This is a genomic window from Jiangella alkaliphila, assembly GCF_900105925.1.
Taxonomy (GTDB): Bacteria; Actinomycetota; Actinomycetes; order Jiangellales; family Jiangellaceae; genus Jiangella; species Jiangella alkaliphila.
In genome coordinates, this window is the sequence record NZ_LT629791.1 from 6733079 (window position 1) to 6746104 (window position 13026).

Here is a 13026-nt window from a genome sequence, read left to right on the forward strand (position 1 = left end):
CGGCTTTTGGCGAGGCGCCGAATTTCGCACAGGATCTCCTGGTGTCTCGTGAACGTGCGCTGGCCGTCGCCAAGAGCCAGGACGGCCTGATCACCCGCAAGCAGGCGCTGGCGGCCGGTCTCTCGCCCGACGCGATCCGGCACGCCATCCGGCCCGGCGGACCGTGGTCATCGGTGTTGCCTGGGCTCTACTCGGCGTCGAACGGGCCGCTCACGACGATCCAGCGGCTACGCGCCGCGGTCCTGCACTCCGGCGAGGACGCTCTCGTCACGGGTGCCTGGGGCTGCGACCTGGCCGGTCTTCGGTACGGTCCGCCCGCAGGCGACGAGGTCGACGTGGTGGTCGGCTGGGCCTCCGGGCGCCGGAGCCTCGGGTTCGTCCGGGTGCACCGCGCCAGACGGCGACCAGAGGCGCAGCACTGGGTCGACGACACGGGGATCGATGACTCCGGCCGGCCGATCGCCGACCTCCTGGACTCGCTGGACGCCGGCCCGGCGCCGGGTGTCATCCCGGTCGTCTCCGCGGCTCACGCCGTCGTCGACACGGTCGTCCGGACGGCGCTCCTCCCGCCGAGCTGGCGGCCGGCCTGCGCCCGCCGGGACGGCTGCCCCGACTGCTGGGACGGGCCGGGGCACCGCGTGCTCGCGCTGCGCAACGTCCGCGCCCTGATGTGCGAGGTCGTCCAGCGGCGCCGCACCTCCCTGCCGGTGCTGCGGACCGAGGTGGCGGCCGCGCCTCATCGCGGCGGTGCGCTGGTCAGGCACGCGATGCGCGACATCGACGCCGGCTGCCGGTCGGCACCCGAGTGCGAGCTGCGCGACCTCGTCCGGACGAGCCGGGTACTGCCAGAACCACGCTGGAACCAAGCGCTCCCCGGCCAGCGTGGCATCTATCCGGACGCGTGCTGGGAACGAGCGCGCCTGGTCGCCGAGGTCGACTCGCGCAGCTTCCACGGCTTCGGCGACGCGCCCGAACGCACCGAACAACGCCGGGCCCGCTATGCCGCTCTCGGCTGGCGGGTGCTGCCGCTGTCGCCGGCCCGGCTGCGGGGCGAGCCCCAGGAGGTGCTGCGTGAGATCGAGTCGGCCTATCTGAGTGGCGGTTCGGTGGTGCCATGACCCCACCGAACCGCCACTCTCACTCCGGGAGGGCGGCGAGGCCGAGCTCGCTGTCGTCCGAGAGGAGCGGGTGCTTGGGCACGACGCGGACGGTGTAGCCGAAGGCGCCGGTGCGGTCGAGCGGGACTTCGCCGTCGAAGCGGTAACCGCCGTCGTCCTGGCGCTCGCTCATGGTCATCGGGGTGACGGCGGGCTCGCGCAGGTTGTCGCCGTCGTCGACGGGGCCGTGGACGACCTGGACGGAAACGTCCGACGGCGTCAGCGTGCCCAGGGTGACGAAGGCGTGCACCTGGAGCGTCTGGCCGCGCTCGAAGGTGTCGACGGTGGTGGTCTCGACGTGGTCGACGCGGACGAGCGGCCAGGCGGCGCGGACCTGCTCCTTCCAGTCGGCCAGCGACACGGCGCCGTCGAAGTCGGAGTTCAGCGAGCGGCTGGAGTCGGCGGCCGGGGTGTAGAGCTGCTCGACGTAGTCGCGGACCATGCGGGTGGCCTGCACCTTCGGGCCGAGCGTGGTGAGCGTGTGGCGCAACTGCTCGACCCAGCGGCGCGGGATGTCGTCGCCGTCGACGTCGTAGAAGCGGGGGCCGATCTCGTTCTCGAGCAGCTCGTACAGCGCGGTCGCCTCGAGCTCGTCGCGGTACGACGGGTCGTCGACGCCCTCGGCCGAGGGGATGTCCCAGCCGTTGACGCCGTCGGACCACTCGTCCCACCAGCCGTCGCGGATGGACAGGTTCAGCCCGGCGTTGAGCGCCGCCTTCATGCCGGACGTGCCGCACGCCTCATACGGGCGCAGCGGGTTGTTCAACCACACGTCGCAGCCGGGGTACAGCGCCTGCGCCATGCCGATGCCGTAGTCCGGCAGGAACACGATGCGGTGCCTGATCTCCGGGTCGTCGGCGAAGCGGACCATCTCCTGGATCATCCTCTTGCCGCCGTCGTCGGCCGGGTGCGCCTTGCCGGCGATGACGAACTGGACCGGACGCTCCGGGTGCAGCAGCAGCGCCTTCAGCCGGCCGGCGTCGCGCAGCATGAGCGTGAGCCGCTTGTACGACGGCACCCGGCGGGCGAAGCCGATGGTGAGGATGCCGGGGTCGAGGACGTCGTCGATCCAGCCCAGCTCGGCCTCGCCGGCGCCGCGGCCGTGCCAGGAGTAGCGCAGCCGCGTGCGGGCCGACTCGACCAGCCGAGCCCGCAGCGCGCGCTTCGTCGACCACAGGTCGGCGTCGGAGACGGTGGCCGTGGCGGCCTTCCAGCCGCCGCCGGCGATCGCCTTCTCCTCCAGCCGCAGGATCTCCGGCGCCACCCACGTCGGCGCGTGCACGCCGTTGGTGATCGACCCGATCGGCACCTCGCGCTGGTCGAACGACGCCCACAGCCCGGCGAACATGCCGCGGCTGACCTCGCCGTGCAGCGTGCTGACGCCGTTCGCGCGCGACGCCAGCCGCAGCCCCATGACGGCCATGTTGAAGACGGACCGGTCGCCGCCCTCGTAGTCCTCGGTGCCGAGCGCGAGGATCTGCTCGACCGGCAGGCCCGGGCTGGCGTTGTCGCCGCCGAAGTGCTGCTCGACGAGGTCGAGCGGGAACCGGTCGATGCCGGCGGGCACCGGGGTGTGCGTGGTGAAGACGGTGCCGGCGCGGGTGAACTCCAGCGCCGCCTCGTACGTCAGCCCGCGCTCCTCGACCAGCTCACGGATGCGCTCCAGGCCGAGGAAGCCGGCGTGCCCCTCGTTGGTGTGGAACACCTCGGGCGCCGCTGCGCCGGTGATGCGGCAGTACGCCCGCACCGCCCGCACGCCGCCCACGCCGAGCAGCATCTCCTGCAGCAGCCGGTGCTCGCGGCTGCCGCCGTAGAGCCGGTCGGTGACGTCGCGCTCGGCCGGGCCGTTGTCGTCGATGTAGGAGTCGAGCAGCAGCAGCGGCACCCGGCCTACCTGCGCCACCCAGACGGCCGCCGTGAGCACCCGCCCGCCGGGCATGCCGACGGTGATGTGCGCCGGCTTGCCGTCCGGCTCGCGCAGCCTGACCAGCGGCAGGTTGTCGGGGTCGACGACGGGGTAGCGCTCCTGCTGCCAGCCCTCGCGCGACAGCGACTGCACGAAGTACCCGTGCCGGTAGAGCAGCCCGACGCCGATGATCGGCACGCCGAGGTCGCTGGCCGCCTTCAGGTGGTCGCCGGCCAGGATGCCGAGGCCGCCGGAGTACTGCGGCAGCACGTGGGTGATGCCGAACTCGGGCGAGAAGTACGCGACGCCCCGCGGCGCGCGTCCGTCGTGGTCCTGGTACCAACGCGCCTCGGTCAGGTACTGCTGGAGGTCGTCGTGGGCCGCCCTGACCAGGCCCAGGAAGGCGGGGTCGGCGGCCAGCTCGGCCAGTCGTTCGGGCCGCACCTCGCCGAGCAGCCGGACGGGGTCGTGTCCGACCTCGGCCCACAGCCGCGGTTCGACGGCGGAGAACAGTTCCTGCGTCGGCTGATGCCACGACCACCGCAGGTTCGTGACGAGATCGCCGAGCGCGGCGAGCGGCTCGGGGAGGACGGTACGGACCATGAGTCGTCGAATCGCACGCACGCGCCCCACGCTAGTGCCTGACTGTTACACGAGCCTTACCGACGGACGAGCGGACGGCGACCCCGGAGGGTCGGGCGAGGCCGGCGGCGAGACGGGGCCGGAGGTCCCATCGAAGTCGTCGGCGCGAGACGCAGGACCCGAGTGCCCGTTCCTGGGGCTCGCCCAAGCCGACGAGCGGACGGCGATCGGTCGCCGTCCGCTCGTCTGCCGTGCGCGTCAGTAGACGGGTTGCGTCTGCGGGTTCAGCTCGTCGTCGCGCTGGCCCTTGGCCGGCGCGACCCTCGGATCACGCAGGTTGAAGACATCGAAGCCGCGCTGGATCTCGTTGGAGTAGATGTAGCCGTTGTAGTAGTACGTCGACCACGCGCCGGCGATCGACTGACCGGTCCACGGACCCCGGTCGAACCAGGCGAACTCCGTCGGGTTGTAGGGGTCGGTGAAGTCGAACACCGAGATGCCGCCCTGGTACCACGCCTGGACGAAGATGTCCTTGCCCGGCACCGGGATCAGCGAGCCGTTGTGCGCCACGCAGTTCTCCGTGCTCGCCTGCTCGCGCGGGATCTTGTAGTACGACGCGAACTCCAGCGAGTCGCCGTCCCACGTGTAGATGGCGTTGGCGCCGCGGTTCGGACCGGTCGTCGGGTTGCAGGTCGCGCCGCTGCCGCCGCCCAGCTCGTCGGTGAAGATGATCGACGTGCCGTCGTTGTTGAACGTCGCCGAGTGCCAGAACGCGAAGTTCGGGTCGCGCACCTGGTCGAGGATCACCGGATTCACCGGGTCGCTGATGTCGAAGACGACGCCGTCACCCATGCAAGCGCCGGCCGCCAGGCCGAGGTGCGGGTAGGCGGTGATGTCGTGGCAGCCGGCGGTGTTGCCGCCCTGGTTGGCGGCGTCGGGGAAGAGCACCGGCTCGGCGACGACGGCCGCCGCCGTCGGCTCGTCGAGCGGGACGTCGATGATCGAGATCTTGTCGTGCGGCGGCTGGCAGTCGGCCAGCCCCACGTTGGGCCCGTACGAAGAGACGTAGATGTACACGCTCTCCTCGGCCGGCACCAGGGTGTGCGTGTGCGAACCGCACTTGGTCTCGACCGCGGCGATGTAGCGCGGGTTGCGCACGTCGCTGATGTCGAAGATCTTCATGCCCTCCCAGTAGTCCCGCCCTGCCGTGTCGCTGATGTTGGGCAGGTTCGTCGCGCTGCAGGACTCGTCGGTCCAGCGCGAGTCGGTGGACAGGAAGAGCAGGTCGCCGTAGACGGTGATGTCGTTCTGCGAGCCCGGGCAGAGCACCTGGGTCACCTGCTCGGGCTTACGCGGGTTCGAGATGTCGTAGATCGTGAACCCGTTGTAGTTGCCCGCGAAGGCGTACTTGCCCTGGAACGCCAGGTCGGAGTTGAGCGCGTTGGCGGGCGTGAACGGACCCACCTTGGGCAGCGTCGACACGAGGCTCAGGTTGGGCGAGCCGGCCGTCTCGCCCGGCTCCAGGATGCTCGCCGCAGCCGGCGCCTCGGTGATCTGCGCCAACTCGGCCTCGGTGAGGCAGTTCTCCTCGAAGTTGTCGCCCAGGCCCTCGAGGGCTTCGGCGTTCGCGCACTCCTCCGCCGACGAGTCACGCAGCAGGTCGGCGTCGTCCGCGGCGGAGGTCCCGATCGCTCCGAGGGCCAGACCGCTGCTCACCAGGGCGGTCACGGCCAAGCCGGCCGCCGTCCTTCTCCAACGATGTCCGATCATGCGCACACCTCACCGGGGGTAGAGAGGATGACCCGATCATGGTCAAGGGTGACAATAACGACTAGCAACATGATTAGCCATACTTTTGTCACATTCCCGCGAAACATCGACGTGTCCGTTTGATGACACCCTTTCGACTCCCTGTGATCCGGCCGTACGCTGGGCCGATCCACCCCGGCGACCAGGAGGAACGATGCCCCGCGTGACCATCGGCACGGCGGCGGCCGCAGCGGTCGCCGCCCTGCTCGCACTGGCCGGCTGCGGTGGCGACAGCGGCACCGGCCGCGGCGTCCCGGCCAGCACGACGACGGCCACCTCGGACACCCGCGTCATCGAGCCCGGCCGGCCGGGCGAGACGGCGACCGTCATCGAGCCCGGCGAGGACATCGAGATCGTCGAGGGCGGCTACAACGAGACCGACGTCCGGTTCGTGGAGCAGATGATCCCGCACCATCGGCAGGCGCTGGCGATGGCCGAACTGGCCCAGGAGCGTGCCCAGGACGAGCGGGTCATCCTGGTGGCGGACCGCATCGCGGCCGGGCAGGGCCCGGAGATCACCGCGCTCGAGGCCTGGCTCACCGACCGCGACCTGCCCGTGCCGCCGGCCGACACCGAGCACGACCACGGCCTGCCCGGCATGATCACGCCGCTGCAGCTGGAGCAGCTCGGCAACACCGAGGGCGCCGAGTTCGACGAGCTGTTCCTCACCTACATGAGCCAGCACCACGCCGGCGCGATCGAGATGGCCGACGCCGCACTGACCGGCGGCATGGACCAGCCGGCGCTCGAGCTCGCCACCGATGTGAGCGTCACGCAGGGCATCGAGATCGACCGCATGAGCGAGCTCCTCGACAGCCTCTGACCAGCCCGGATGAGACGGGTTTGCACGGCCGCGCGGCAACTGGGAACAATGGGACGAACCGCCCGGAACGGCAGCGTCGCCGACCTGCGCGCACCACTCATCGGCTCACGCGGCTGATCATCTCGCACCACCCACGTCCCCCGACAACGACGTCACGAGAGGTCATCGTGCGTACCGAACCGAGCGCTGGGGCCGCCGTCTGCGCCGCCCTTACCATCGAAGGGTGCCGGCGATGAGCGAGATCCGGCCGCCGGACGTCCAGGCCGAGCGGCAGGGCTGGGTGCTGCCCGCCCGGGGCACCGACCCCGAGTGGTTCAAGCGCGCCGTCTTCTACGAGGTCCTGGTGCGGTCGTTCTACGACTCCCAGGGCGACGGTATCGGCGACCTCGAGGGCCTCACCCGCAAGCTGGACTACCTGCAGTGGCTGGGCGTCGACTGCCTGTGGCTGCCGCCGTTCTTCCCGTCACCGCTGCGCGACGGCGGCTACGACGTGGCCGCCTACATGGACGTCGCGCCCGAGTTCGGCACGCTCGAGAACTTCTCGCAGTTCGTGGCCGCCGCGCACAGCCGCGGCATGCGGGTCATGACCGACCTCGTGATGAACCACACCAGCGACCAGCACCCGTGGTTCCAGGCCTCCCGCGAGGATCCGGACGGCCCCTACGGCGACTTCTACGTCTGGGCCGACGACGACACCGGCTACCCCGACGTCCGCATCATCTTCGGCGACACCGAGGCGTCGAACTGGACGTACGACCCGGTGCGCCGGCAGTACTTCTGGCACCGGTTCTTCGGTCACCAGCCCGACCTCAACTTCGACAACCCGGCCGTGCACGAGGCGATGCTCGACGTCGTCCGGTTCTGGCTGCGGCTGGGGGTCGACGGGTTCCGGCTCGACGCCGTCACGTACCTCTACGAGAAGGAGGGCACGAACGGCGAGAGCCTGCCCGAGACGCACGCCTTCCTGAAGAAGGTGCGCAAGGTGATGGACGACGAGTTCCCCGACACCGTGCTGCTGTGCGAGGCCAACCAGTGGCCCAGCGAGGTGGTCGAGTACTTCGGCGACCCCGGCGTCGGCGGCGACGAGTGCCACATGGCGTTCAACTTCCCCGTCATGCCGCGCATCTTCATGGCGGTGCGGCGCGAGTCGCGCTACCCGATCAGCGAGATCATGGCGCAGACGCCGCAGATCCCGTCCGGCTGCCAGTGGGGCGTGTTCCTGCGCAACCACGACGAGCTGACGCTCGAGATGGTCACCGACGAAGAGCGCGACTACATGTGGTCCGAGTACGCCAAGGACCCGCGCATGAAGGCCAACCTGGGCATCCGCCGGCGGCTGGCGCCGTTGCTCGAGAACGACGTCAACCAGATCAAGCTGTTCAACGCGCTGCTGCTGTCGCTGCCCGGCTCGCCGGTCCTGTACTACGGCGACGAGATCGGCATGGGCGACAACATCTGGCTGGGCGACCGCGACTCCGTCCGCACCCCGATGCAGTGGACGCCCGACCGCAACGCCGGATTCTCCACCGCCGACCCCGGCCGGCTGGACCTCCCGGTCGTCATGGACGCCGTCTACGGCTACCAGGTCACCAACGTCGAGGCGCAGCTGGCGAACAAGTCGTCGCTGCTGCACTGGACCCAGCGGATGATCGAGGTGCGCAAGCAGAACCCGGCGTTCGGGCTGGGCGACTTCGTCGACCTCGGCGGGTCCAACCCGACGGTGCTCACGTACGTGCGCACGTTCGGCGACGACATCGTGCTGTGCGTCAACAACCTGTCCCGCTTCCCGCAGCCGGTCGAGCTGGACCTGCGCCGGTACGAGGGCATGCAGCCGGTCGAGCTGCTCGGCAGCGTGCGGTTCCCCGCCATCGGCGAGCTGCCGTACCTGCTGACGCTCGGCTCGCACGGCTTCTACTGGTTCCGGCTGGCCAGGCTGCCGGAGGAGTCGATGCCGTGACGCCGGACCAGCGGTTGTCCGAGGCGGTGGCGCTGCTGCCCGAGTGGCTGCGCCACCAGCACTGGTTCACCGGCGGGCGCACCGGGCCGCTGGGCGTGCGCCCGGTGGCGACGACGCTGCTGCACGACGGCGAGCCGCGGGTGTGGCATCTGCTGGCCGAGGTCACGCACGACGACGGCGCCGACGTCTACCAGGTGCCGCTGTCGGTGCACAGCCGGCGCTCGGACCGCCTCGACCACGTGCACCTCGGCCACACCGCCGACGGCCACGTGTACGACGCCCTGCACGACAAGGAGGCGACAGCGGTCCTGCTGGACCACTTCGCCGACGACGCGGCGCCGGTCGAGGGCGTGCGGTTCCATGTGCGGCCCGACGTCAAGGTGCCCTACGGCGAGTCGTCGCTGGTGCTGCCCGGCGAGCACCACAACACCAGCCTGGCCTACGGCGACTCCGCGCTGCTCAAGGTGTTCCGCCGGGTGCACTCCGGCCTGAACCCCGACGTCGAGCTGCACGAGGCGCTCAGCGACGCCGGCTGCACGCTGGTCGCGCCGCTGCTCGGCTGGATCGACGGCGACTGGACCGGCGACGACGGCGGCAGCGTCACGGGCAGCCTGGCGATGCTGCGCGGCTACCTGACGACGGCGTCCGACGGCTGGGCGCTGGCCACGGCGAGCGTCCGCGACCTCTACGCCGAGGGCGACCTGCACGCCGACGAGGTGGGCGGCGACTTCGCGGCCGAGGCGTACCGCCTGGGCATGTCCACGGCGCGGGTGCACGAGACGCTGGCCGAGGTGCTGCCCACCGGCACCATGGCGCCGGCGGACCTGAACGCCCTCGCCGACACGATGACCGGGCGGCTGGAGCGCGCCGTCGCCGTCGTCCCCGAACTGGAGCGCTTCGCGGCCGGGCTGCGGGCGCACTACGACGTCCTGCGCGAGCGCCGCGACCCGGTCGCCGTCCAGCGCATCCACGGCAGCTACCACCTGGGGCAGGTGCTGCGCACCGTCCTGGGCTGGAAGCTGGTCGACTTCGAGGGCGAGCTGATGGCGCCGGTCGCCGAGCGGCGGGCCATGCACTCCCCCGTCCGCGACGCCGCGCAGATGCTCCGCTCGTTCGACTACGCGGCCAGGCACCTGCTGATCACCGACCACCCGCCGGAGGACCCCGCACACGACCAGCTCGCCTATCGCGCCCAGGAGTGGACCCAGCGCAACAGCGAGGCGTTCTGCAACGGCTACGCGTCGGCCTCGCAGCTGGACCCCCGCGACGAGCCGGAGCTGCTGGCGGCGTACGAGTCCGACACCGCGGTGTACGAGGTGGTCTTCGAGGCGCGCCGGCGGCCCACCTGGCTGCCCATCCCGCTGGCCGCGGTGGAACGGCTGGCGCGACCGGTCTGAGCGTCGAGGTAGGCTCTTCTCCGGGCACCTGACCTCGAAGGAGAGTGGATGACGGAGTACGTGTCCGTCCACCCGGACCGGTTACGTGATCTTGCTCGCAAGCTGCAGGCTGCCGCGAGCACCGTACGTGAGAAGGCCCCTGGCATCGTCAGCGGCATCGAGGGCTGGGACGGGTCGTTCAGCGGTGCGAAGCTGACCGAGCTCGCCGACTGGCTCGACGACCAGTGGCAGCCGATGTTCGACCGCGCCGACCTCGCCACCACCGCGGCCAACCAGCCGTCGTACTCGACGCCCGGCAACGTGATGTACGCCGTCCCGTTCGACATCACCGAGCAGGACCTCGCCGAAGAGGGCCGCCAAGACGCCCTCGACCTGCACGAGGCGATGAACAGCGACGACGAGGCCATCCGCAACGAGGCGCAGCGCGAGGCCGCCGAGGCCATGGAGGCACACGCCGACGACCCCGCCTACCTGGAGGCGTTCTACAACAACGGCGGCGCCGAGGTCATCACGACGATGAGCCGGCAGATCGCCGAGCAGGGCGTGCCGCCGTCGGAGCAGAACCAGAACCGGCTGCGGCTGTTCGCCACCGGTGTCGCCGCGGTGAGCCGGTTCTCCGAGAGCGGCGAGGTGACGCTGAATCAGGGGGCGCTCGACCCGCTGAGCTCGGTCGACAACACCCTCCAGAACGGCATCATGATGATGTACGGGCCGGGCGGCGACCAGTACGGCTCGGCGTTCCTGCGCACCGTCGCCGACAACGCGCTGCAGTGGCGCGAGGACAACGACCCGCCGCGGCCGTCCTACAGCGCGCCGATGGTGGCCGGCACCAGCTACGTGCCCGGTGGCTACGTCCAGAACGACGACGACTGGTGGACCCGCATCGGCATCGACGTCGACTACCTCGACAACAACATCGAGGACGCCGCCAACGGCATGGAGCTGATGCAGCAGTTCGACCCGGTCAACTCGATCCTGAACCGCACCGGGCAGAACCCCGAGGCGAGCCGGCAGCTGCTCAACGGTTCCGACGGCCTCGAGAACGCCCAGCGGCTGATCGACTACGACTGGCAGTCCCCCGGCGCCGTGCCGCACGACGACAGCGGCCCGGCGGCCAGCGTGCTGATCGCCGCCACCCAGGACCGCGGTGACGAGCAGGGCCAGGAGTCCGCGACCGCCGCCGCGAACATCTTCCAGGCCGGCTACGACCTCAGCACACGCGAGCGCGACGACTACGACAAGGAGCAGCTCCCGGGGTTGCCCTCGTCGCTGGCCGAGGCGATGTCGGTGGTCGCCACGGCGTACGCGCCGGACATGGCGAACTCGACCTCGCAGCCCAACGTCGACATCAACGAGGTCATCCGCAACGAGCAGGGCTTCTGGGTGGTGCAGAGCAACACGACCCTCATGAACGGCTTCCTGAAGACGTTCATGACCGACCCCGAGGCGGCGGGCGCCTTCCGCGGCTCGGTGCTGGCACAGATGACGGCGGCCGCCGAGCTGCAGTCCACCAACCCCGAGGCCGCCGACATGCTCACCGACTACGGCTACCTCAACGGCATGGTGTCGATCGCCTTCGCCGACCAGGACTTCACCGAGGCCGAGGCCCAGGACGCGGCCAACCAGCAGGCGCAGTCCTACTTCGACGCCGCGTCGGGCATCCTCGACGCCGTGCCGCTGGGCAAGGAGTCCTACGAGTTCATCCGCTCGGCCGCCGTCGCCTCGGCCGGGCTGAGCAAGGAGAGCCTGTTCCCCACCGACGGCGCACAGCAGGTCGAGAGCGAGGTCCAGCACACGATGCTGACGGACATCGCCGAGATGCGCACCTACGTCGCGCAGGGCTACGTCAACTCCGGCGCCTACCCGCTGCCGGAGGACGCGTCGTTCGCGACCAACGGGATCATCGATCCGCAGGGCGACGCCGAGATGGCCGCGTTCGACGACTGGTGGAACAACCGGCCGCAGAACCTCCCGGCCGCCGACAACGCGCAGGAGGGCTTCGAGGACGCCACCAACGTGTTCGCGCCCAACGACGACCGCTTCGACGACCCGCCGAAATAGGAGTTCGCCATGCCCGTCCCCTACGTCGAAGAGTGCAACACGTCGATGAGCCTCGTGCGCACAGCGGCCGGCGACATCGAGGAGGCCATCCAGGTGGTCCGCGACCTGCTCGGCACCGAGACGTGGACCGGCTCCCAGGCCACCGCCTGGGAGACCGAGTTCGACGGCTTCGCCACCCCGGCGACGAACAGCCTCGGCACCCCGCTGGACGAGGCGATCCAGACCTGCCGCGACAACGCCGCCGAGTGGCAGGCGGAGAGCGCGGGCACGGGCGCCCGCTGACGCCGGCCGTCAGGGCAGCGGCAACTGGAGCAGGCTGCTGCAGACCTGGTCGGCGACGACCAGCCGCTCCTGCCAGACGGCGACCGCGATCGGCAGCGCCAGGTGCGCGGCCGTGGCCTCGGTGTCGGCGTCGTCGCAGTCCGTGTCGTCGCCGTCCGGGCGCGCCCCGGCGGCGAGCAGGTCGACACCGTCGGGCGTGATGTGCACGACCCCGCCGCCGTCGGAGGCCGCGGTGGCCGTGGTGGCATAGAGCCCGTCGGCGCCGTCGCCGACGACGGCGGTGAGCGTCTGGCCGTCCAGCTCCGGGGGCAGCGACCACGAGGACCGGCCGGTCTCCTGGAGCGACTCGTCGAGCAGCACCAGCTCGGTGTCCGTGAGCACGGCGACGCCGGCGTCCGTGCGGGCGCTGGCGACGATGCCCTCGACCGGCGGCGTCGACGGCTCGGCGCCGGTCGGGTCGGCGGCGCCGCCGGTGATCGTCCACCAGGTGCCGGCCCACTGGATGTAGGTGGCGTCAGGCAGCTCGAGCAGGCCGGACACCGGCACGTTCTCGACGCCGTCGGTCAGGGTGGCGACCTCGGTGAAGCCGCCGTCGTCGAGGCTGACGGTCCCCAGCGTCGCGGTGTCGGTCTCGTCGACGAGCACCAGGACGGTCTCGTCGCCGGCGAGCGCGGTGACCGGTGCGTGCCAGGGCCGGTCGCCCTCGTCGCCGAGCGCCTCGGCGGTGCCGCCGGGCGCGAGCGTGAACAGGCTGCGGCGCCACTGGCTGCCCAGCAGGTCGCCGCCGGGCTCGACGGTCAGGAAGACGGGCAGCGCCACGGGGGCGCCGGGGACCGGCTGAGTGCCGGTCAGCGGCTCGCCGGTGCCGTCGCCGAGGAGCCTGGTCAGCCGGCCCTCCTGGGGCTCGGGCAGACCGGACGACGTCGGGCTCGGCTCGTCGCCGTCACCCCCGCCGTCGCATGCTGCCGTCGTCGCCGTCAGCAGGATCGCGGCCATGACCGCCGTCACTCTCGCAGCACGCACGAGACACAACGCTATAGCGTCGGCGGCCC

General features: G+C 71.0%; 9 protein-coding genes. 6 read left to right on the forward strand and 3 right to left on the reverse strand.

The window, feature by feature from the left end:
* The first annotated feature begins 41 nt into the window (after window positions 1–41).
* Window positions 42–1118, forward strand: a complete 1077-nt coding sequence (locus BLV05_RS30990) for a hypothetical protein (RefSeq protein WP_046768780.1) — start codon at window positions 42–44, stop codon at window positions 1116–1118.
* A 19-nt stretch (window positions 1119–1137) separates the two neighbouring features.
* Here BLV05_RS30990 and glgP read toward each other — a convergent pair whose 3' ends face one another.
* Both glgP and BLV05_RS31000 read right to left on the reverse strand, forming a co-directional pair.
* On the reverse strand, window positions 1138–3687 hold the full coding sequence (gene glgP, locus BLV05_RS30995) for an alpha-glucan family phosphorylase (protein ID WP_046768779.1): 2550 nt from the start codon (window positions 3685–3687) through the stop codon (window positions 1138–1140).
* 216 nt (window positions 3688–3903) lie between these two features.
* The gene (locus BLV05_RS31000) at window positions 3904–5415 is read right to left on the reverse strand and encodes an LVIVD repeat-containing protein (RefSeq protein ID WP_046768864.1); all 1512 of its coding nucleotides are present in this window, start codon (window positions 5413–5415) and stop codon (window positions 3904–3906) included.
* A gap of 193 nt (window positions 5416–5608) precedes the next feature.
* Here BLV05_RS31000 and BLV05_RS31005 point away from each other — a divergent pair, with 193 nt between their 5' ends.
* The 5 genes from BLV05_RS31005 to BLV05_RS31025 all read left to right on the forward strand — a co-directional run bounded on the left by BLV05_RS31005 (window position 5609) and on the right by BLV05_RS31025 (window position 11974).
* A complete protein-coding gene (locus tag BLV05_RS31005) occupies window positions 5609–6277 on the forward strand; it encodes a DUF305 domain-containing protein (protein WP_082155222.1) in 669 nt (222 codons plus the stop codon).
* 232 nt (window positions 6278–6509) lie between these two features.
* Window positions 6510–8234, forward strand: coding sequence for a maltose alpha-D-glucosyltransferase (gene treS, locus BLV05_RS31010; protein WP_046768777.1), 1725 nt, complete (start codon window positions 6510–6512; stop codon window positions 8232–8234).
* Entirely contained in the window at window positions 8231–9631 is a 1401-nt protein-coding gene (locus BLV05_RS31015) for a maltokinase N-terminal cap-like domain-containing protein (RefSeq protein WP_052762445.1), read from the forward strand. The genes treS and BLV05_RS31015 overlap by 4 nt, the downstream gene beginning before the upstream one ends.
* Window positions 9632–9679: 48 nt before the next feature.
* Entirely contained in the window at window positions 9680–11692 is a 2013-nt protein-coding gene (locus BLV05_RS31020; RefSeq protein ID WP_046768776.1) for a hypothetical protein, read from the forward strand.
* 9 nt (window positions 11693–11701) lie between these two features.
* Entirely contained in the window at window positions 11702–11974 is a 273-nt protein-coding gene (locus BLV05_RS31025) for a hypothetical protein (RefSeq protein ID WP_046768775.1), read from the forward strand.
* A gap of 9 nt (window positions 11975–11983) precedes the next feature.
* Here BLV05_RS31025 and BLV05_RS31030 read toward each other — a convergent pair whose 3' ends face one another.
* Window positions 11984–12997, reverse strand: a complete 1014-nt coding sequence (locus tag BLV05_RS31030; protein ID WP_152690743.1) for a hypothetical protein — start codon at window positions 12995–12997, stop codon at window positions 11984–11986.
* Between the last annotated feature and the right edge of the window lie 29 nt (window positions 12998–13026).

Excerpts from the sequence above, each read along its gene's own strand:
- BLV05_RS31025 (WP_046768775.1), top strand. The coding sequence starts at position 11,702 with ATGCCCGTCCCCTACGTCGAAGAGTGCAACACGTCGATGAGCCTCGTG.
- BLV05_RS31020 (WP_046768776.1), top strand. The coding sequence starts at position 9,680 with ATGACGGAGTACGTGTCCGTCCACCCGGACCGGTTACGTGATCTTGCT.
- BLV05_RS31005 (WP_082155222.1), top strand. The coding sequence starts at position 5,609 with ATGCCCCGCGTGACCATCGGCACGGCGGCGGCCGCAGCGGTCGCCGCC.
- treS (WP_046768777.1), top strand. The coding sequence starts at position 6,510 with ATGAGCGAGATCCGGCCGCCGGACGTCCAGGCCGAGCGGCAGGGCTGG.
- BLV05_RS31000 (WP_046768864.1), bottom strand. The coding sequence starts at position 5,415 with ATGATCGGACATCGTTGGAGAAGGACGGCGGCCGGCTTGGCCGTGACC.